This is a genomic window from Cryobacterium psychrophilum (assembly GCF_004365915.1).
GTDB classification, from domain to species: domain Bacteria; phylum Actinomycetota; class Actinomycetes; order Actinomycetales; family Microbacteriaceae; genus Cryobacterium; species Cryobacterium psychrophilum.
Map to the genome: position 1 here is coordinate 2,951,069 of NZ_SODI01000001.1, position 20,688 is coordinate 2,971,756.

A 20,688-nucleotide genomic window follows, 5' to 3' on the forward strand; every position below is an offset into this window, starting at 1 on the left:
AGAACGCAATGCCGGAACAAAGGAACGCCAGCCTCAAAGACCCCGAGCTGTATGAGAAGTTGCGCGCTGACGGCGCGTCAAAGGAGAAGGCCGCCCGTATTTCGAACGCGGCGGCCCAGAAGGGGCGCGCGACCGTGGGCCGCAAAGGTGGCGAAAGCGGGTCGTACGAGGACTGGACCGTGCCGGAACTGAAGAATCGGGCGAAAGAACTGGGCCTCACGGGCTATTCCAAGAAGACCAAGAGCGATCTGATCGAGTCGCTGCGCAATCACTGACCGACCGCGAAGCCGGACCGGTTGCGCGGAGGGGCTCGGGCGCCCGTACGGTGGAGACACGTACGGGCGCCAGTGGGTGCCCGGATCTATCCCAACCCCGGAGTTTTCACATGTCCCTGCTGATTACCGCCACCGAACTGGCCCATGAACTGGCCGAAAGCGACACTGTGCGCATCCTCGACGTGCGGTGGAGACTGGATCGCCCCGACGGGCACCCCGAGTACCTCCAGGGTCATATTCCCGGAGCGGTATACGTGGATTTGGACACTGAGTTGGCGTCGCACGGGGCGGCCACCGACGGTAGGCATCCGCTGCCGTCACGGCAGGCGATCGAGGACGCGGCCCGATCATGGGGCATCAACCCGGGCGACAGCGTCGTGGTCTACGACGACCTGAATAATTTCTCGGCGGCGCGGGCCTGGTGGCTGCTGACGTATGCCGGCCTCGGCACTGTTCGGCTGCTCGACGGATCGCTGCGAGCCTGGACGGCCGCGGGTTTCGAGTTGGCAGCTGGGGAGGAGTCGATCATTCCCGGTACCGTCGAACTGGGATGGGACCAGCTGCCCGTGACCACGCTGGCCGAGATCGCGCACCTGACCGAGACCGGGGTGGTTCTCGACGCCCGGGCGCCCGAGCGCTATCGCGGAGACGTCGAACCGATCGACCCGCGCGCCGGCCACATTCCCGGGGCGCTGAACGCACCGGCCACCGCAAACATCGACGGCGACGGCCGGTTTCTGCCCGGAGCGCAGCTTCGAGAGAAGTACCTGGCCGTCGGGGTGCAGCCGCAAAGTCCGATTGCTGTCTACTGCGGGTCCGGCATCGTCGCGGCGCACGACGTGGTCGCCCTGATGCTCGCCGGGTTCGCGCCCATGCTCTACCCCGGGTCCTTCAGCCAATGGTCGAACCACCCCGACCTCCCCGTGGCCCTCGGGCCGACGGCCAACGGCCGGGTGGAGCACTCTCGTGGGGAAGCGCCCGCGTAGGGACGTTTCTCGGCCGGTGCGGCCGCGCGTGCCGGGTGGACAGGATCGTGGTGCGCGTTTGCCCCGCTGCTACGCGCCCAACTCGCGGTCGAGCCGCTCCGAACGGGCCTGGAACGCGAGATAGCCGGCGTCCTGCTGCCCGAGCAGTCGACCCAGCTCGTGCACGGCCTGATCGTCGCTTGATCCCATGTCCGTCTCGCACCAGCGCCTGATCAACTCGGCACTACCGCTGCCCCGGGCCGCGGCGCCCATCGCCTCGTTGAGCTCAAGGCGCAACGATTCGATAGCGGATGCCGCCGAGCGGCTAACCAGCGGGGCCACATACTCATCGAGCGCCTCCGTGGGCTGACCGTTCCGCAGCCGCTGCAACACGCGGGCGATGTCCGAGGTGCCGTGCGCGGCATCCGTCAGGCGGTAAGGGTTGGATTCCAGCAGGCCGGGTGCGATCGTGCGGATTCGGTGCATTTCAATGCGGATGGTCGCCGCGGCTCCGGTCTCACCATGGACTTCATAGGCCAGCTGCTCGGCGCTCCAGCCGCGTTGCCGCGAGTCCAGCAGGGCGAGAATCTCCGCTCGGCGCAGGGACAGGGGAGCTCGTTGTCCGTTGGGGAACACCACGGCGGGATGGTCTCCGAGCAGCTGCAGGGAGATCCCGCCCGTCGGCTCCGTCGGCCGGCGGGGGAGCGTGGGCGCCGGTGTTGCGCGCCCCCGCAACAGCTCCTCGGCCAGCCGCACCCCGCACTTCACCATGCGCATGCTGTCGGCGGTGACGGTGTCGAGGGGCCCGGACACGTTCAAGACCCCGAGGATCTCCCCGGTGTGGGGGTCTCGGATGGGCGACGCCGTGCAGGCCCACTCGTGGTGCGTGCGCACCAGATGTTGCGCCGAGAAGAGTTGCGCGGAACGGCCACTCACGACGACCTCACTGATGGCGTTCGTGCCGATGCCGGCCTCGGACCAGTCGGCGCCCTCGACAAACTCGAGACCCTCGGCCCGCCGCAGCACGGCCTGGCTGCCCACCCGCCACAGGATCTCGCCGTGTGCGTTGGTCAGCACCAGCAGGTGCCGACCGGATGCCGTCTCGTCGGCGAGTAACTCGCTGAGGGCCGGCATCACTGCGGCCAGGGTGTGCTCGCGGCGCAGTGACACGACGTCGGCAACCTCATGCAAATGCCGGGGCCGGTGCTTGTCCGGGTCGATGCCGCCCGCCAGCGCACGCTGCCAGGAGGCCCAGATCCCCGGGTCCACGTTCGGCCGGGCCGCGCCGGAGAGAGCCTGATCGTGCGCCCGGCGCAGAAGCATCGCATATTCGCCAGGGGAGGAGAAGCGCAGGTCGGGCGGCGCTGATGGCGGATTCACCTGCTGTCGCTGCGGCATCCGCTCTCCCTAGGTTGACACGATAACTGTCAGCCGCAGTGGGTGTAACGCCCTTGTAACCCCCGCGGGTTTCTACTTGAACGTGAGGTCACGCCCGAATCAGTATGTGGACACACTAGTGCTTCGCACTCGGGAAGACCTGAATCAGCACACACAAAGGAGTGAAATGCCTGAATCCCCCAATGACATCGTCGACCGCTGGCTGGCCGCGCTGGACACGGCGCTGCAGGCTCGCAACATCGACGCCGCGCTGGCCCTCTTCGAGGAGGACTGTTACTGGCGCGACTTCGTCTCGTTCACCTGGAACCTCAAGACTCTCGAGGGCACAGACGATATCCGCCGCATGCTGGAGGCCCAGCTGGAGCACGTGCAGCCGAGCGGCTGGGCGCGCAGTGAGGACGCCACCGGAGACGGTGACGCCACCGAGGCGTGGGTGACGTTCGAGACCGGACAGGCCCGCGGTTACGCGCACCTGCGGTTGCGAAACGGCCGTTGCTGGACCCTGCTCACCACCATGCAGGAACTCAAGGGCTTCGAGGAGAAGAAGGGCTCGAACCGCGAGCAGGGCGTCAGTCATGAGATCACGAAGGGCCGCCAGTCGTGGCTCGAGAAGAAGACCGCCCGGGAGGCCTCGCTCGGCTACGACGAACAGCCGTACTGCGTCATCGTCGGCGGAGGGCAGGGCGGAATCGGCCTGGCCGCGCGGATGCGCCGGCTCGGCGTTCCCACCATCGTGATCGATAAGAACCCCAAGCCCGGTGACGCGTGGCGAAACCGCTACAAGTCCCTGCACCTGCACGACCCGGTCTGGTACGACCACATGCCCTACCTGAAGTTCCCGGAGGACTGGCCGGTGTTCGCGTCGAAAGACAAGATCGGGGACTGGCTGGAGCACTACACGCGCATCATGGAGCTCAACTACTGGTCGAGCACGGAATGCACCAAGGCCACCTTCGACGAAGCGACCCAGGAATGGGTGGTCGAGGTCGTGTGTGAAGGAGAAAAGGTGACGCTGCGGCCCAAGCAACTGATCTTCGCCCTCGGCGTCTCCGGCTACCCGAACACGCCGACCTTTGACGGCGCCGAGACGTTCGCCGGGCAGCAGCACCACTCGTCGAAGCACGAGGGTGGCGGCGACTGGGCCGGCAAGAAGGCCGTCGTGATCGGCTCCAACAACTCGGCCCACGACATCTGCGCCGACCTGTGGGAGCACGGGGCCGAGGTGACGATGGTGCAGCGGTCCTCCACGCACATCGCCCGCAGCGACGCGCTGATGGACCTGGCGCTCGGTGACCTGTACTCCGAGCGGGCGTTGGCCAGCGGCGTCACCACCGAGAAGGCCGACCTTCTCTTCGCATCTCTGCCGTACCGCATCCTGCCCGCGGCCCAGATTCCGGTCTACGAGAAGATGGCCGAACGAGACGCCGAGTTCTACGCGCAGCTCACGGCGGTGGGCTTCGACCTCGACTTCGGCACCGATGGTTCCGGTCTCTTTCTCAAGTACCTGCGACGCGGCTCCGGCTACTACATCGACGTGGGTGCGTCGCAGCTGCTCATTGACGGCCGGGTGAAGGTGAAGTCGGGCCAGCTCGACCGCATCGACACCCACTCCGTGGTCATGGCCGACGGAACGGAGCTCGACGCCGACCTGATCGTCTACGCCACCGGGTACGGCTCAATGAACGGATGGCTCGCCGACCTGGTGTCGCCCGAGGTCGCTGACCAGGTGGGCCGGTGCTGGGGGTACGGCTCAGACACGCCCAAGGACCCGGGACCGTGGGAGGGGGAGCTGCGCAACATGTGGAAGCCCACCAACGTGGACCAGCTGTGGATCCACGGCGGCAACCTGCATCAGAGTCGGCACTACTCCAACTACCTGGCCCTGCAGATCAAGGCGCGGATGGAGGGCCTTGACACCCCCGTGTTCGAGCTCCAGGAGTCGCACTTCACGCGCTGAGACTCCGGGCGGGGTTCGACGAGTACCGTCGAACCTCGCCCCGGCAGTCCCACGACTGAGTACTTTCCACGATTGAAGCGGCTGAGTCTGGCGGGATCCGTCGTCGGTCTCGGCGTTCTCGTCGTCCGAGATGCGGCTAGGTGAGCGCCGGGATGATCGCGCCGGAGAAGACCTGCCAGGCCAGCGCGGTCTTGGCGACCAGGCTCAGCGTGATGTAGGCGCGCTCGCCACGCAGGTAGTCGCGCCAGCCGCGGACCTGTCGGTATTGCAGCGCCTGGTTGACGGCGAAGGTGTTGAAGAACAGGAACAGCGAGATGATGATGCCGTAGACGAAGGCCGGGGGTGAGGCCTCGCTGGTGGAGCCGGGGGCGAAGAAGTATATGAGAATGACAATCCACGGCACCACACCCGCCATGCATCCGAAGATGAAGGGCAGAGACCGGCCGTTGCCGGGTGTCTCGTACTTCTCCTGAAGGGCGCCAAACATGATCATTGCGGCGTTGACGGCGAAGATGGAGAACAGCGCGGCGATATCGGTGATGCCGGTAATCTGCGCGATCAGCCAGATCATGATCGATGAGCTCAGCGAGTACTCGACCCAGCGGAAGTAGTTGTGGTTCTGCTTCAACCCGTTGGAGTAGCGGGTGAAGAACCACGGCGACGAGATGAGGAAATGGAACAGGGCAGAGAGTGCCAGGAACGCCACGACGCCCACGCCCACGTTGATCTCGAACAGGGTCACGCGTTCGGGCGGCAGCGGAACGCCGGGAGGCCCGGCCAGGTAGTCGGCGGTGACGGCGAAGGTGACCTGGTTGGTCACCAGCGTGAGCACGTAGGCGAAGCCGAGGGCCTGCAACAGATGCAGGGAACCGGCCACGATGTTGTACGCCCTCAGGCGGGAGATCTTCTCATCAACGGTGCGGATCTTGCGTGCCATCGGGAACTCCTTCAGAGTGGATGGGGCAGATACTAGCAGGATCACGGGCTGGAGCGGCGGGGAGCGGCGATGGTTCGGACCAGCCTCGCGCACGCATCCGGCATCATGCCCGGAGCCTCGCCCTCGGCAGCGCACGGTCAACCGAGAATTTGCACCAGACGATGTGGTTTTCTCCCGTGCAAACGTAGGCTGTGATCGTGAAGGTCATCAGCTACAACCTCCGGAAGAATCGCGCGAGCGGCGAGCTCATCGCCTTGTCTGAGCGCTACGATCCCGATCTGCTCTGCCTGCAGGAGTGTGACACCCGCGAGTTGCCCGAGGAGGTGGGCCTCCTGCATCTGGCCGACTCGACCGTGCGCAACCGGCTTGGCCTGGCGATCTACTACCGCAAGGACCGGTTCACCTCGGAGCACACCAAGACCTTCGCGTTGAAGAAATCCCTGCACGACCGGCTGCTGACCCCGGCGCACGAGCGCCTCATCGGCACTCGGTTGACGGACCTCGTCGCGAGCCGCGAGCTCATCGTCGCATCCTTCCACGCCGCGCCGCTCACCGCGATGAATTCCCTGCGCCGCAACCAGATCCGCACGGCGCATGAGGAACTGCACGAACTCGGCCCGGGGCTGCCGACGCTGATGGTGGGTGACTACAACTACCCCATGTTCAAAGGCCGCCTCGGCGACACGGTGAACAAGTCCGGCTACGACCTCACCCTGAGCGACACGAGCACCTATACCCGGTACAAGTTCTTCAGCGGTCACTTCGACCTGGCGACCTCTATCGGGCTGACCATCGAGAACGTCGAGACGCTGCCCATCGGCAGCTCAGACCACCTGCCCATCCTGGTCACGTCGTCCTATGGCGACGAGCCTCACAACCAGACGGATATCCCGGCCAGCCTCGCCGAGTCGGAGCGTTCCCCGGGTGACGACGCCGTCTGAGGGCGAGTGGCGTTAGTGTGATCCGCCGCGCGACCAGAGGAAGTGGGCGCGCACGGACAGTGCGCCTCCGATCAGGAGGGCCAGCCCCGCGGCCGTGAGAAGCACGGGCAGGAACTGATTCCCGGTGACCGCGTTCACGATGACCAGCGCCACCGCGAGTGTGCTGAACACGAACCCGGTGATCGCGCAGGTATTGAAGGACCAGTTCTTCACGGGTTCGGTGTCCAATCGGTGGGAGGCGTTCGGTCGCACCGCAACCAGGCTGGTGCGGCGGCCGGGATCGAGTCTGGCACATTCCTCCCGGCAGGTTCCTGCCAGGCGATGGTGGCGGCAGCCGAGAAACAGGCGGCCCTCGTGCCCGCGGGCGGGCTCAGGGGACCAGCACGATCTTTCCCACGTGAGCGGATGCCTCCATCCGGCGGTGCGCCGCCGCGGCCTCGGCGAAGGAGAACCGGCTGTCGATCACGGGGCGAAGGCTTGCGGTTTCGAGCCAGGGCCAGACATCCGCTCGCAGCGCCCGCATGATCGCGGCCTTCTCGGCGAACGGGCGGGCACGCAGCGTGGTGCCCCAGTAGCGTCCGCGCTTCTGCATGAGGTGGAACGGGTTGAAGACGGCGTCTTCGCCGCTCTGGTTGCCGATCACCATGATGCGGCCGTCGACCGCAAGCGCGGCCACGTTGCGGGCCGCGTAGGAGCCGCCGAGGATGTCGAGGATCACGTCGGCGCCATGTCCGTCGGTCGCGGCCTTGATCTCGGCCACGAAGTCCTGGTCGCGGTAGTTGATGAGGATTTCGGCGCCGAGGCTCGCGCACACGGCGAGCTTCTCCGCGGAGCCGGCGGTCACTGCCACCCGGGCGCCGGCCAGGCGGGCCAGCTGAATGGCCGTGGTGCCGATGCCGCTGCCGCCACCGTGCACGAGCAGCGTTTCGCCGGCGGCGAGGCCCGCGCTCAGGAAGACGTTCGACCACACGGTGGCCAGCGCCTCCGGCAGGGCGGCCGCGTCGACGAGGTCAACAGCGTCGGGAACGGGCAGGGCGAGTTCCTCGTGCACCACCGCCTCGGTGGCGTATCCGCCGCCGGGCAGCAGCGCACACACCCGGTCACCGATCGCGAACAGTGTGGCTTCGGCGCCGACCTCGGTCACGGTTCCCGACACCTCGAGCCCGGGCCACTGCGGCGCCCCGGCCGGCGAGGGGTAGGAACCCTGCCGCTGGGCAACATCGGCCCGGTTCACGCCCGCGGCGGCCACCAGAATGCGGATGTCCCGCGGCCCGACGGGCAGATCGGCGACGGTTTCGAGGGAGAGGGCTTCGGGCCCTCCGGGGCTGGTGACAAGGATGGCGCGCATGACGCCATCCTACGAGCGCCGCACGAGAGCATGTCGTGCGCGGTCGTGCCGGTGACCTCGTACTCCTCGGCGCCGCACCGGTTATGACGTTTTATGCAATGATTGTCAACATGTCAGAGAATGAGCGCATCGAGCGGATTCTCACCGCCGCGTACGTCTGCTTCACCCGCCACGGTGTGCGCCGCACCACCATGGAGGATATCGCCCGCGAGGCCGACATGTCCCGCCCGGCCGTCTACCAATACGTCAGCAACAAGCCGGACGCGTTCCGTCGCCTCACCGAACGAATGCTCGGCGGCGCCCTGGCCGACGCGCGCGCCGCCGCCGGAGCATCCGGCACACCCGCCGAACGGCTGACCGGCGTGCTCGAAGCCAAACTCGACCTCGTACTCACCGTGTGGCGGGACAGCCCGGCTCACGCCGCCGAGCTGCTCGGCGCGGATTCCCAGCTGTCCGCTGGGCTGCTCGAGAGCTACACCGCGGCCATGCGTGAGCTGCTCAGGCAGACAGCCGGCGACATTGTGCCGACCGCTGAGGCGCCCGAATTCGCCGAACTGCTACTGGCCTTCACCCGCGGCCTCGAAGCCGACCTCGCCCACCCCGGCCTGGCTGCGGAGCGCCTGCGTCGCGGTGTGACCCTGCTCGTGGCCGGCCTCGGCAGCCCGGCCGGCGCCCCGGGAAACCCCACGACCGTCGCGGCCTCCGCGACCACATCCCTCCAGGAGACCTCATGACCATCACCACCGCCGTGCTCATCACCGGAACGTCTTCGGGGATTGGCCGGGCCACCGCCGAGCGGCTCGCTCGCCGACCCGACCTCGCCGTGTACGCTACCGCCCGCCACGTGGAAACCCTCGACGATCTCGCCCGGGCGGGTGCCCGCATCCTGCCGCTCGACGTCACCGACGAGGCATCGATGCGGGCCGCCGTCGACGTGGTCGAGGCCGCGCATGGCGCCGTCGGCGTGCTGATCAACAACGCCGGCTACGGCACCTACGGCACCATCGAGGAGACCGACCTCGACGCCGTGCGCACCCAGTTCGAGACCAACGTGTTCGGCCTCGCCCGCATGACGCAGCTCGTTCTGCCCGGCATGCGCGCCGCCGGCGTCGGCCGCATCGTGAACGTGGGTTCCATGGGTGGCCGGCTGGTCTTCCCCGTGGGCGGCTACTACCACGCGAGCAAGTACGCGGTGGAGGCTCTCACCGATGCGCTGCGCTTCGAGGTGGCGCCGTTCGGCGTGAAGGTGAGTCTGATCGAGCCGGGTCTCATCCGCACCGCCTTCAGCGCCGCCGTGGCGGGCACCCTCGCGAAAAGCGCCACCCCGTCGGGCCCCTACGCGGGACTGAACGCCTCCGCCGACCAGCAAATGGCCGACGGGTACGGCTCCGACCTGCTGACTGCCTCAGCGGATGCCGTGGCGAAAGTCATCGAAAAGGCGGCGCTCGCCGCCCGCCCGCGGGCTCGCTACCTGATAACCCCGGCCGCGAAGTTTCTCGTGCACACTCGCCAGCTGCTCGGCTCGAGGGTCTTCGACGCCTACCTGCGCAAGCAGTTTCGCAGCGACGCCGCACCCCTATCGCTTTCTCCCTTAAAGATATATCGTTGAGTATCGTTCGTTATCGACTCAGGAGGTCATCATGGCAGGTTCGTACACATCTGGCGGGTTCGGCGGCGGCAATCCGGCCGAGGGAATGTGGCAGGCAATGGAGCAGCTGCGCTCCAGTTTCGAGAAGCGCGCGGGCACCCGTATGGGTCGCGGTGACGTGCGCGCGGCGGTGCTCGCCCTGCTCGCGGAGCAGCCGATGCACGGCTACCAGATCATCCACGAGATCGAGGAGCGCAGCGGCGGCAGCTGGAAGCCCAGCGCCGGATCGGTCTACCCGACGCTGCAGCTACTGGCCGACGAGGGCCTCATCACCGCCGAGGAGTCCAACGGCCGCAAGACCTACACGCTCACTGACGCGGGTCGAGAAATGTCCGCCGAGGCCGATGCGTCGGCTCCGTGGGAGACCACGGGCCAGGCAGACGGCAACAGGTTCACCGCTCTGCCCAAGGCGGGCGTTGAGCTCGCACAGGCGGCGACTCAGGTGGGACGTACGGGCTCTCCGGAGCAGATCAAGCAGGCCGTGACGGTTCTCGACGAGGCGCGTCGTCGGCTGTACTCGATCCTCGCTCAGGACTGACGGGGGTGTCGTCGGCTCGTCAGGATCGAGGGGGGTCGATGCCCGGCACCGGGGACACCCGTAACCGCTACCGTCGCATCGTGCGTTTTGCCGGCTGGAATCTTGCCGTCACCTGGTGGTTCGAGTTGTTCCTGCCTCGCATCGGCCTCGCCAAGGTGGCCGAACGCACGCGATCGAAGCGGATGCTGCGCTTCGCTCGGCGTTTTCGTGTGCTCGCGGTCGACCTCGGCGGGCTGATGATCAAGGTCGGTCAGTTCATGTCGTCACGGCTCGACGTGCTGCCACCCGAGATCACGAAAGAACTCGAGGGGCTGCAGGACGAGGTGCCCCCCGTGCCCTTCCCGGCGATCCGCACGCTCGCCGAGGCTGAGCTGGGCGCGCCGCTCCAACAGGTGTTCACGACGTTGGACGAGACGCCGGTTGCCGCGGCATCCCTCGGGCAGGCGCACCGAGCCCGGCTCGCCCCGCTTGCGGCGGCCGACACCGGGCTCGATGCGGTGGTGCTCAAGGTGCAACGGCCGGGCATCGACGAAATCATCGATATCGACCTCGCGGCCCTGCGAAGGGTAGCCGGGTGGCTCACCCACGTGCGGCTCGTGTCCGACCGGGTCGACGCGCGTGCGCTCGTCGAGGAATTCGCGCAGACGAGCCTGGAGGAGATCGATTATCTGAAGGAGGCGGCGAGCTCCGAGCGTTTCGCGGCAGATTTCGCCGATGACGACCGAGTGGGCGTTCCCGCCGTCGTCTGGGAGCGAACCACCCGGCGTGTGCTCACCCTGGAGGATGTGACGGCGATCAAGATCACGGATACGGAGGCGCTTCTCGCGGCGGGCATCGACCCGAAGGAGGTGGCCCCTGTCTTCGCGTCGGTCATGTTCGACCAGCTGTTCACGAATGGTTTCTTCCACGCTGATCCGCACCCGGGCAACATATTTGTCACCCCGGTTGCCGACGGGCAGAGCGGAATCCCGTGGAAGCTGACGTTCATCGATTTCGGCATGATGGGTCAGGTTCCCGCCAACACACGCAGCAGCCTTCGGCAGCTGCTGATCGCAACCGCCTCGCGTGACGGCAAGGCCCTGGTGGCTGCGATCCGCGACGTGGGTGTGCTGCTGCCCTCGGCTGATACTACGGAGCTCGAGCGAGCGATGGTGCAGCTCTTCGCTCGGTTCGGTGGCATGGGCTTCGCCGAACTGCGTGAGGTGGACCCGCGGGAGTTCCGCGAGTTCGGTCTGCAGTTCGGAGACGTGGTGCGGTCGTTGCCGTTTCAGCTTCCCGAGAACTTTCTGCTCGTCATCCGGGCGATGTCGCTCACGTCTGGGGTGTGCAGCGCACTCGATCCTGCGTTCAACCTCTGGGACTCCGTCGAGCCCTACGCAGCGCAGCTCATTCGCGATGAGCGCGGCAACGTCGTGCAGGACGTCGCGAAGCAGGCTCTCGCAACCGCCAGCGTCGCCTGGCGTCTGCCGAAACGGCTGGATTCGCTCGTCACCAGTTTCGAAGAAGGCTCAGTGGCGGTCGCGAGTCCGGGCCTTGAGCGACGGGTTGCCCGGTTGGAGAGCACCGCGCGGCGACTGATGTCGGTGGTTCTCTTCGGCGCTCTGCTCATCGCCGGCGCCGTGCTCCAGGCCAATGACGCGGTGTTTGGCACGGTGCTGATGGTCGGGTCGATCGTTCCGCTGCTGGTCGCACTGTTGGCCAGTCGCCGCATCCCCTGAGGCCTGCGCCCGATCTCGAAAACCAACGGAATCGGGCCGCGGCATCCGCTGAGGGGAGGGGAGTCGTGGATACACTGGGCTGGGTGACCCCGCAGCCTACAGAGCCACCGTCTTCTGACCCCGCCGCCGTGATCGACTTCGCGGCGGCCAGACTCAGGCTCCGCGCCGATGACCAGCCGAACGATCACGGGTGGGCGTTGACGGATGCCGACGAATCGCACCGCCCGCTCGCCAAGAAGCCGCTACCGCTTCTGACGCCACCCGTCGAGCCGATGCGCTTCACCCTGCGCATCGACATCGTCGATTCGGCGCCACCGATCTGGCGACGTTTGAGCCTGCCGTCGAACCTCACCCTCGACCGGCTGCACGACGTGCTTCAGGCCGCGTTCGGCTGGACCGACAGTCATCTGCACCAGTTCACGCCCGCCGACGACCTGCACCGCCACGAATTCGAGGGAATCCTCACGCCGTTCGATCTGGCGGAAGGCGAGGAGGGCGTGCTCGAGAGCGAGTTGCGCCTCGACCAGCTGCTCGGGGCGCCGGGGGACACCCTGAGCTACGCCTACGATTTCGGTGATGATTGGGAACACCTGCTCACACTCGAGACGGTCGAACCCGCCACCACGCCCTCCGCCGTGCGTTGCCTCGACGGCGGGCGGCAGGGGCCACGGGAAGACAGCGGCGGCATTCACTATTACGATCACCTCATCGAGGTGGCCACGACCCCTGGTCATCGCGACTACCGGCAGATGCAAGACGAGATTTCCGCGTTCGAGCTGTGGAACTTTCGCGACGACATCGACCTCGATGCGATCAACCGGGCGCTCGACCGCGTGATGAATGCCGAGCAGGCGCTCGCCTGGCTGCGCGCCCACGGAGGCCAGTCGCCGGTGGCCACGCTCGTCGCGACCGTCGGTGAGGACGCGCAGCGGTACCTGGCCGGTTTTCTCGCCGCAGCCCGCATCAGCGAACCGGTCGGGGTCACCTTGGACGAGGCGAAGAAGGCGACCGCAGTGATTCGCACGTTGCTGCGGCACGTGGGGGAGGGCATCCGTCTCACCGGTGCCGGGTTTCTACCGCCTGCGGCCGTCATCGCCCTCATGGCCGAGCTCGACCCGGAGGGCAGGTCGTATGGCAAGGCTAATCGCGAGGCGAATATGCCGTCGCTTTTCGCCCTGCGGGAGGTGGTGACGGGGCTCGGTCTGCTGCGAAAGTACAAGGGCATGCTGGTTCTCACGAAGCGGGGCGTGCAGCTGCGCGATGCGCCACTCAAGCTGTGGCACTACCTGGCCCAGCGGATGCCCGTGGAACGCACTCCGCACGGTCACGACTCCGCGCTGGTGCTTCTCATGTTGGTTGCCGCCGGTGAGGCCAAGTCACTTGGTGAGATGGCGCAGTTGCTCGATGTGCTGACGTCGGTGGTGGGCTGGCAGGTCGAGCCGACGGGTCGCTATGGGTACTCACCAGCGCTGCGCGCGGCGCGTGGCACCACTTATCTGCTGACGTGGGCCGGTAAGGGCAGCATTCTGCTGGGCCGATACTCGGACTCGCTCGACTTGCCCGGGTCGGCATTGCTGGCGCGGGCCACGCTGCTCGTCGAGAGCTAAGCGGGTCGGTACGCGCTGGCGCAGCACGGGCCAGGGTGCGACGGCTGTCGTTTCCCCGGCCCCGCTGTCATCCCGCGACTCTAGTTGGCGGGCTCGGTGACGGTGTTGCTCTGCAGCGTGACCGCGGTCTGGGCCAGCAGTCGACCGTTGATCGATGCGCCCGTCTTCATGGCGATCAGGGTCTTGCTCAGGATGGTGCCCTCGAAGTGAGCGGTGGTGCCGACGGACACGGAACCGGCGGTCTGCCAGAACACGTTCTTGGCCTGAACGCCGCCCGTGAGGGTCACGTTTTTGGCGGCGGCCTCGGTGATGTCGCCGGAGATCTGGAAGATGAAGACGTCGTTGGGGCCGCCGACGAGTTTCACGTCGTTGGAGATCGACACGTCGGTGCTCCACTTGTACAGACCGGGGTGGAGGGTGAGTCCACCGATCTCACCGGCGCCGAGGTTGACGAAGTCGGGGTCTGTGCGTCCGGCGGCGTCGGTGTAGGCGATGCCCATGTCGCCAACGGCGGTCGTGAGCAGGGTGGAATTCGTCACCTTGCAGGCCGGTCCTGAGGCGTCGACCGAGAAGATTGTTCCCGTCACCTCCGGGCAGGTGAGCAGGATGGCGGCGCCCGTGATCGGGCTCGCCCCGACGTTGCCGGTGACAGCGGATGAGGGAACATCCGTCACGCCGGTCTGCGACAGGATCGCGAACGTGCCGGCAACGCCGAGGGGCACGGGCGCCTGGGGGAGCGGGTCTGCGTTGGCTGCCGCGCCGAAGCCGGCGGTGCCGAGTCCGATCATGGTGACGGCCAGTGCGGCGGCCAGGAGGCGTTTGCGCGAGGTGGAGAGCTGCTGGAATGTGGTCATGGTGTGATCCCTTTCGGTGAACCGCAGGACGCGGTCTCGGGCAGGGCCGCCGTGGGTGCGGTCGCCGATGCTGCTCATCGGGCTTCTCGGCATTGGCTGGCGTCTCTCCGGGCAGAGTTCACCCCAAGAGAAGCCCCGGCCCCGCGACTAAAACAGACGTCCACCACGCACGAATTCGCACGCCCCAGTGGGACCGGTTCCAACGAATCGAATCTGTCTACCCCAACACTAGGGGCATGCCACACGTGCCTCCCGCGACGGAGAGTCACGAGTGTCGGAAATCGAACTTGTTCAGGCCACGTTCGTACTTGTTTCAGATTTCATTCAAATTTCGTTCATTGCCGCTACAGGTCAGCAGCCCGGAAGCGCGGGCTGCGTCTACAGTGACGCGAAGTAGGCCCGCATCGGAACAAAGTAGCTGTCTTCCCAACCACCCTCCTCATAGCTGCGCTGCAGGGTGGGCACGTCGCTGTGGCGAATCGTGACGTGCGTGCCCTCCGCGACGGCCTCGAACAGTACCTCGATCTCAGAGTCGAGGTCCTCGTCGGTGAAGTCCGGCGTGCGCCAGCTCTGCATGATGCGTCGCCTGGGGTCGAGGGCCACGGTGTGGCCGGTGATGTAGCCGTCCCAGGCCTCATAGGTGCCGCCGACGCGCGGGTCGATGGTGGATACTTCGAAGTCGTAGGTCACAGCGTTCCTCTCTCACGGCATGGGCGGGGCGGGAGGCCACGCTGTGCCAGCATCATACGCGCGGTCCGCCCACCAACACCGCTAGATTGAACCCGGGGGAAGAGGTGATCCATGACAACGCAGGCACCAACCATGGGGGAGCGGTTCGCTGCCCAAGCGGTCATTGAAGAATTGCTGCGGCAGCACGCCGGCATGCCGCGGCGGAACACGTTCGCCCGGCTCTTCGGCTACTCGCCGCTCGGTGCCGACAGTGTCAGCTGGTACCTCGGGGCGAAGGGCGAGATCGAGGTCGGCCGAATCCTTGCGACGCTGCCGCCGGAGTGGACGGTCTTCCACGCCCTCCCGATCGATAAGAAGGGCACCGACATCGACCACCTCGTGATCGGCCCCGGCGGCGTCGTGACGATCAACACCAAGAATCACACGGGCAAGCGCATCTGGGTGGCGGAGCGAACCATGATGGTCTCCGGCCACAAGCAGCGATACATTCGCAACGCTGAATTCGAAGCCAACCAAGTCACCACACTGCTCCGAGAACGGATGCCGCAACTTCCGGCCGTGCAGCCCTCGATCGCCCTGGTCAGCCCCAAGTCGCTGACCGTGAAGAAGCGGCCCGCGCGCGTGAAGGTCATTGCCGCGACCGGACTTCGTCGCTGGCTGCTGAAGCTCCCGGTGACGCTCTCCGCCGCCGACATGCTCGAGCTCGCAGCGATCATCGACGCTCCGGGAACCTGGCCGCCGCAGGCCTTCGCGCCCACCGAGAATGTGAGAGGCCGTTTCGCCGCCCTCGACGTGGAGGTGCGTGCGGCCAGGGTGCGCAGCACGCTGTGGAAGGTGACGTCCTTCGTAGCTGTCTTCGGCGGATTCCTGCTGGTCGGGCCGCAGCTCGTGACCGCGATCATCGGTGTGCTGTTTTCCGGCGCCCCATGATCCCTCGCGATCCGCAGCCGCTGACCGTCTAATTTTCAATCCACTTCTGAGGAGCGCCCATGTCTGGACCGGGATTCGCCGTGATCGACTTTGAGACCACGGGACTCTTCCCGAATGGAAACGACCGGGTCATCGAAGTGGCCATCGTGCATGTGGACGAGCTCGGCCGCATCGAAGGGCACTGGGACACCCTGGTGAACCCGGGCCGGGATCTGGGCCGCCCGGACATTCACCGCATCCGCGCGGCGGATGTGATGAACGCACCCACCTTCGATCAGATCGCATCGAAGCTTGTGGAGCTGCTGGCCGGGCGTGTGCTCGTGGCGCACAACGCGAACTTCGATACGCGCTTTCTGATCGCCGAACTGCAGCGAGCCGGGCACTGGACCACGTCCAACGTGGTCACGCTGTGCACCATGCAACTGGCGCGCGATTTCCTCCCCGGCACGGGTCGTTCCCTCGCTGACTGTTGCGCGGCGTACGACATTGAACTCGACGGCGCGCACCGGGCATCCGTTGATGCGGCCGCCACCGCGCGGCTGCTCGGCGCTTACGTCGAGTCGGCGAACGACCCGGAGTTCTGGGGCGGACCCATAATCGAGGCCTTCGACTACCGATGGCCCGGCATGACGCCTCAGGACATTGCCTGGTACCCGCGGCCGGATTCTGCGCACCCGATGACGGCGGCGTCGTTCCTCGCCCGCATGACGCACAGCCTGCCTGACGTGGCCGGCCCCGCCGAGTACGTCGACTACCTGGCCCTGCTCGACCGCTGTCTGCTCGACCGGCACCTCTCCGCGCACGAGGCCGAGGCGTTGGTTCAGTTGGCCGACGAGTTGGGCATCAGCCGGCACAGCTGCGAGGCCCTGCACCTCGAGTACTTCGCCGGGTTGACCCGCATCGCCTGGGAGGACGGCATTCTGACGATGGATGAGATGGCCGACCTTGTCGACGTCGGCAACCTGCTCGATCTGTCCCTCGAAGCGATCTCCGCCGCCCTCGAGGCGCCGACGCCGCTGGCGTCGGAATCACTGGCCGGGGTTGACCCGGCCTCGGCGTTCGCGCTCCAGCCCGGCGACCTCGTCGTGCTGACTGGAGACATGACGCGTCCGCGCGAGGCCTGGGAAGGCGAACTCCTCGCCCGTGGCTTCACCCCGTGGCGCGCCGTGACGAAGAAGGTCAAACTCGTCGTCGCCGCCGACCCCGACTCACTCTCCGGCAAGGCGCGGAAGGCCAGGGACTACGGCATCCCGATCGTTGATGAGGCGGCGCTGGAACGGATGACTCGGAACGGGTGAACCACCCCGTGAACTAGTGAACTGGCGCGAGCGGACCGCAAATGCACCGGCGGACTAGGAGCAGTTCGCATCGGAGAGTCGTGGTTCATCGCAGCAGAAGATATCCACGGGTCGCGAGCGCCAGGCTCCCAATGATGATCCCCAAGCTAAACCCCTGATGCTCCAGTCGCAAAGTACTCGTAGAGACTGGACTCGATCGGGCTCTCGAGGCCAAGGGTCATTGACACGACCTCAAGCTTCTTCCCATTGGCCATCTTTGTCTGGCGGGCATCCTGAGATTTTGCTCGGCCAAGATAGTAGAAGTCGGTTCCTTCCGCGTCGTCCTTCTTCGCGAATACGTGGAGCGGAAGCTGATTCTCTACGATCGCCTTCACCTCGCCGCTGGCGAGTGTTCGACTGCTTCGGGTGAACCAAGTCAAGGCCGATGGGTTTAGGAACTCGTCTTCATACTGAGTGCTCTCGGAGACCTCTGACCCCTTGTGATATGTGACAAAAATGGGGCAACTATTCGACGAGAAGTCGACCTTGTATCCGTAGATTGTGCTTTGCTCGTTCGACGTCCAGTTGAGTAGGCGGCAGACGTCTTTGCGCGAGTAGCGTTGGCCAACCTCAAGCTGTCCGGTCCAGTTGTAGCGGTGTCGAGCCAAATATAGTCCAGTGTCGACGACGTCACGTACGGCCTGTCGGAAGAGCGGTTTAGCGTCCCATGCCTCCGCAAATTCTTCACCGAGCTCATACACCCCGTTTCCAAGAGTGACGATCGCTGCGGCGCCGTACTTCGCGGCTTCTGCCACTTTGAAGAACTTCAGATTCAGTACACGCAGCACGGAGGCAAGTGTCGCCGAATCGTCGGCCAGTGCGTTTTCCGCAAGAGTGGCTTTGAAATGCTGTGCCGGTACTCCATCTGCGCTCGACAGAAGCGTACTCAGGAGTATGAGCTCATGCGGTCGTTTGCCATTGAGCAGTTCTGCAGAGAGGAACGTCAGTACGGCGTCCTCATAGGTTCCAGCAGGCACATTGCGCGCGCCGACCTTCTCAAGGAATCTCCAGTAGTTCTTTTGCTTTGTAGCGATGACCGTGGGGTCGACCAGATCGAAGCGGGCAAAGTCAACGAGAAGTGGAGCGCGACCCAGCCTGTTCTTGAGCTCGAGGAAGGCCTTCTTGAGGTTTGTCATGCTGTCAAGCTTTGTAGTCGCCAAGGAAGCGAAGATTCTCTCCCTCGAAATCGCGTCAAAGTTGACGCTCGACAGCCCCGCTATCGCTCCGGCTTCTTGCGCATCGATGATCTTTTTACGGATCGAATCTTTGTTGAGAGTGCTGTCACCGAACAGCGCTATCGGGATCAAGTAGTTGTTGTCGTAGTTGCCGATGAAGTCGATCACCACAAGGTGGTCTTTGCCTGCAGCTTTGCGAAGCCCACGTCCCAGCTGCTGTGTGAATACGATGCTTGAGAGCGTCTGCCGGAGCATCACCACCTGATTGACCGAGGGGATGTCGATACCTTCGTTGAAAATGTCCACGGTGGCGAGATAATCAAGATCGCCGCGCTCCAACATCTGCACGGCCAACTCGCGTTCCTCGACCGAGTCTTCTCCACTGAGCGCGCGTGTACGGAGCCGCTTGCCATGAACTTCGCGCAGGTTGAGAAGCCCAGCGAGCTCAGCCGCCTCACCGTTCCTGCTGCAGAAGATCAACCCTCGAACCGGCACTCCTGCGTGGCCATACTTTTCGATGGTCGACACGAGATGATCAACGCGCTCGGAGGCGATCAGCCGGCCGAGATCTGCGAGCTGATCAATGACCTCGCCGTTGTCTCTTACGAAGTCTGTTACTCCGTAATAGTGGAACGGCGCCAGCATGTCTGCCTCGAGCGCCTTCTGCAAACGGATTTCGTATGGCACGTTGTAGCCAAACAGCTCAAACACATTGAAGTCGTCGGTGCGCTCGGGAGTCGCTGTCATTCCAAGCAAGAATGCCGGTTTCAGGTAGTCGATCACCCTCCGGTAGCTCGCAGCTCCTGCTCGGTGGACTTCGTCAATCAGAACGTAGTCAAAGGCGTTGGCCTCAATCTCCGCAAGATTCCCTGGCCGGGAGAGTGACTGAATCGAGGCAAACACATAGCGACGATCGACCTCCTTCTTTGCTCCCACGAACTTCGCGAAATCACTATCGGGCGCGTTGAGCACGCGCTTGAACTCAGCGATTGCACGGTCAAGGATTTGCTCGCGGTGCACGACGAACAACATCCGCTTCGGCGCATACGCGCGTACGTCGAGCGCGGAAAGGATGGTCTTTCCGGTGCCGGTCGCGGAAATGACGACAGCGCGGTTTTCCCCCGTGTCTCTTAAGGCCGCAATCTCAGCGAGTGCTTCGACCTGCATAACATTTGGAAGTATTACCCCGGTGGGTGGCATATCGACCATCGGCTCAGTCGAGCTGGGCCCGCGTGAATCTTGACGGAGCTGCGCGGACCACGTCAACGCATACTCGTCTATCCACTCCCCAGTAAGGGCCACCGAGGCGTCGATGTGTGCCTGCGCAGCGCGGTTCAACTGCTGCACGATGTCACCGTCGGGAAGTGCCGAAAAACGCAGATTCCATTCATGGTTCCGCAGAAGGGCGCGTTCGGTTAGATTTGAGCTGCCGACGATGGCTGTAGTGCTCGCCTCTTGCTCGAAAATGTACCCCTTCGCATGAAACCCAACATCGGAATCGGGATGCACGTAGACGTCAATGTCCTCGAGGTTGAGAAGCTCAAGAAACGCCGCCGGCGAGTTGAATCCCAGATAGGTGGAGGTAATGATCGTGCCCGAGCCTCGAAAATCAAGAAGTGCTTGCTTGAGCATGGCGATCGCGCTTGGTGTGATGAATGCGACGGAGAAGACGAAGCGACGCGAGCGCTTGAGCTCCTCACGAATGGTGCGGAGCATCGTGTTGCCGTCGGCATTTGACACAAGGGTCGGATGGAAGACCTGATCGGATTTGACGTGTGAATCTAGAAACCCAAAGTTGTTATCAAGCGTCAGCTGATTGCTCGTCGCGCTCACTCCCGAAAGTCTTTCATTACCCGCTTGACTGCGGGAACGTCGGCAGGAGCCCAGTCGAGCTGGTCGAGTTCGGCGGACTGCACCCATCGAATTTCTGAGTGCTCTGTCAGTCGTGGTTCCACTCCAGTTAGCGAGCAGTAATAGGTGGTCAGGATGACGATCCCAAAGTCGTACTCGTGCTCTGTGGTTTCGACATGCGCACCGATCTCTGCCGAGCAGAGGAGCTCTTCTTCGAGCTCCCGGAGCAATGCCTGCTCCGGTGATTCGTTGGACTCGATCTTGCCCCCGGGAAACTCCCACATTCCGGGCAGCGACATCGTCGAACTACGCCGTGCCGCTAGAACTGTCTGGCCCCTGGTGAGCACAGCACCTACGACGTTGATTCTCTTCTTCAATGGTGCACTCCGTTGCTCGACCGTCGATGCGTAACGCAAGTTTAGCCAGCGCCGCTGACCGGAGGCGCGCCCTGGCTGCGAACGGAATCCCAAGGAACATTTCTGACTGCTCAGAGTTGGGGATTGCGGCGGCGGCGATACC

At 64.9% G+C, this 20,688-nt stretch carries 19 protein-coding genes; 11 read left to right on the forward strand and 8 right to left on the reverse strand.

Annotated elements, in window-relative coordinates:
• Positions 1-8: 8 nt before the first annotated feature.
• Together EDD25_RS13875 and EDD25_RS13880 are read left to right on the forward strand one after the other, a co-directional pair.
• Complete coding sequence (locus EDD25_RS13875; protein WP_134174010.1) at positions 9-275, forward strand: DUF7218 family protein; 267 nt, start codon at positions 9-11, stop codon at positions 273-275.
• Positions 276-385: 110 nt separating this feature from the next.
• On the forward strand, positions 386-1,261 hold the full coding sequence (locus tag EDD25_RS13880; RefSeq protein ID WP_134174012.1) for a sulfurtransferase: 876 nt from the start codon (positions 386-388) through the stop codon (positions 1,259-1,261).
• A gap of 69 nt (positions 1,262-1,330) precedes the next feature.
• On the opposite strand, the gene EDD25_RS13885 is transcribed toward EDD25_RS13880, so the two are convergent.
• Positions 1,331-2,638 (reverse strand): GAF domain-containing protein, encoded by a 1,308-nt coding sequence (locus EDD25_RS13885; RefSeq protein WP_134174014.1) that lies wholly within the window; start codon positions 2,636-2,638, stop codon positions 1,331-1,333.
• Positions 2,639-2,804: 166 nt separating this feature from the next.
• Here EDD25_RS13885 and EDD25_RS13890 point away from each other — a divergent pair, with 166 nt between their 5' ends.
• Entirely contained in the window at positions 2,805-4,595 is a 1,791-nt protein-coding gene (locus EDD25_RS13890; protein ID WP_134174016.1) for an NAD(P)/FAD-dependent oxidoreductase, read from the forward strand.
• A gap of 136 nt (positions 4,596-4,731) precedes the next feature.
• Here EDD25_RS13890 and heR read toward each other — a convergent pair whose 3' ends face one another.
• Positions 4,732-5,532 carry a heliorhodopsin HeR gene (gene heR / locus EDD25_RS13895; RefSeq protein WP_134174018.1) on the reverse strand — a complete coding sequence of 267 codons (801 nt, stop codon included), beginning with the start codon at positions 5,530-5,532 and terminating at the stop codon, positions 4,732-4,734.
• Positions 5,533-5,729: 197 nt separating this feature from the next.
• On the opposite strand from heR, the gene EDD25_RS13900 reads away from it, so the two are divergent.
• A complete protein-coding gene (locus EDD25_RS13900) occupies positions 5,730-6,473 on the forward strand; it encodes an endonuclease/exonuclease/phosphatase family protein (RefSeq protein WP_134174020.1) in 744 nt (247 codons plus the stop codon).
• A 12-nt stretch (positions 6,474-6,485) separates the two neighbouring features.
• Here EDD25_RS13900 and EDD25_RS13905 read toward each other — a convergent pair whose 3' ends face one another.
• Positions 6,486-6,686, reverse strand: coding sequence for a hypothetical protein (locus EDD25_RS13905; RefSeq protein WP_134174022.1), 201 nt, complete (start codon positions 6,684-6,686; stop codon positions 6,486-6,488).
• 157 nt (positions 6,687-6,843) lie between these two features.
• On the reverse strand, positions 6,844-7,821 hold the full coding sequence (locus EDD25_RS13910) for an NAD(P)H-quinone oxidoreductase (protein WP_134174024.1): 978 nt from the start codon (positions 7,819-7,821) through the stop codon (positions 6,844-6,846).
• 110 nt (positions 7,822-7,931) lie between these two features.
• On the opposite strand from EDD25_RS13910, the gene EDD25_RS13915 reads away from it, so the two are divergent.
• The 5 genes from EDD25_RS13915 to EDD25_RS13935 all read left to right on the forward strand — a co-directional run bounded on the left by EDD25_RS13915 (position 7,932) and on the right by EDD25_RS13935 (position 13,332).
• Entirely contained in the window at positions 7,932-8,555 is a 624-nt protein-coding gene (locus EDD25_RS13915; protein WP_166671312.1) for a TetR/AcrR family transcriptional regulator, read from the forward strand.
• Positions 8,552-9,430: an oxidoreductase gene (locus tag EDD25_RS13920; RefSeq protein ID WP_134174028.1), complete on the forward strand. Its 879-nt coding sequence runs from the start codon at positions 8,552-8,554 to the stop codon at positions 9,428-9,430. Before EDD25_RS13915 ends, EDD25_RS13920 begins: the two co-directional genes overlap by 4 nt.
• Before the next feature lie 31 nt (positions 9,431-9,461).
• Complete coding sequence (locus EDD25_RS13925) at positions 9,462-10,007, forward strand: PadR family transcriptional regulator (RefSeq protein WP_134174030.1); 546 nt, start codon at positions 9,462-9,464, stop codon at positions 10,005-10,007.
• Positions 10,008-10,045: 38 nt separating this feature from the next.
• Positions 10,046-11,725: an ABC1 kinase family protein gene (locus EDD25_RS13930; protein ID WP_134174032.1), complete on the forward strand. Its 1,680-nt coding sequence runs from the start codon at positions 10,046-10,048 to the stop codon at positions 11,723-11,725.
• Between the two features lie 83 nt (positions 11,726-11,808).
• The gene (locus EDD25_RS13935; RefSeq protein ID WP_134174034.1) at positions 11,809-13,332 is read left to right on the forward strand and encodes a plasmid pRiA4b ORF-3 family protein; all 1,524 of its coding nucleotides are present in this window, start codon (positions 11,809-11,811) and stop codon (positions 13,330-13,332) included.
• An 80-nt stretch (positions 13,333-13,412) separates the two neighbouring features.
• On the opposite strand, the gene EDD25_RS13940 is transcribed toward EDD25_RS13935, so the two are convergent.
• Complete coding sequence (locus EDD25_RS13940; RefSeq protein ID WP_134174036.1) at positions 13,413-14,186, reverse strand: ice-binding family protein; 774 nt, start codon at positions 14,184-14,186, stop codon at positions 13,413-13,415.
• Between the two features lie 378 nt (positions 14,187-14,564).
• Positions 14,565-14,876, reverse strand: a complete 312-nt coding sequence (locus EDD25_RS13945) for an SRPBCC domain-containing protein (RefSeq protein WP_134174038.1) — start codon at positions 14,874-14,876, stop codon at positions 14,565-14,567.
• A 111-nt stretch (positions 14,877-14,987) separates the two neighbouring features.
• Between EDD25_RS13945 and EDD25_RS13950 the strand changes: the two genes are divergently transcribed.
• Positions 14,988-15,806 carry a nuclease-related domain-containing protein gene (locus EDD25_RS13950; RefSeq protein WP_134174039.1) on the forward strand — a complete coding sequence of 273 codons (819 nt, stop codon included), beginning with the start codon at positions 14,988-14,990 and terminating at the stop codon, positions 15,804-15,806.
• A gap of 59 nt (positions 15,807-15,865) precedes the next feature.
• Positions 15,866-17,104, forward strand: coding sequence for an exonuclease domain-containing protein (locus EDD25_RS13955; RefSeq protein ID WP_134174041.1), 1,239 nt, complete (start codon positions 15,866-15,868; stop codon positions 17,102-17,104).
• Positions 17,105-17,250: 146 nt separating this feature from the next.
• Here the strand turns inward: EDD25_RS13955 and EDD25_RS13960 are convergent, their stop codons facing one another.
• Positions 17,251-20,151 (reverse strand): DEAD/DEAH box helicase, encoded by a 2,901-nt coding sequence (locus EDD25_RS13960; protein ID WP_166671313.1) that lies wholly within the window; start codon positions 20,149-20,151, stop codon positions 17,251-17,253.
• On the reverse strand, positions 20,148-20,546 hold the full coding sequence (locus EDD25_RS18045) for a (deoxy)nucleoside triphosphate pyrophosphohydrolase (RefSeq protein WP_134174045.1): 399 nt from the start codon (positions 20,544-20,546) through the stop codon (positions 20,148-20,150). Before EDD25_RS18045 ends, EDD25_RS13960 begins: the two co-directional genes overlap by 4 nt.
• Positions 20,547-20,688 lie beyond the last annotated feature (142 nt).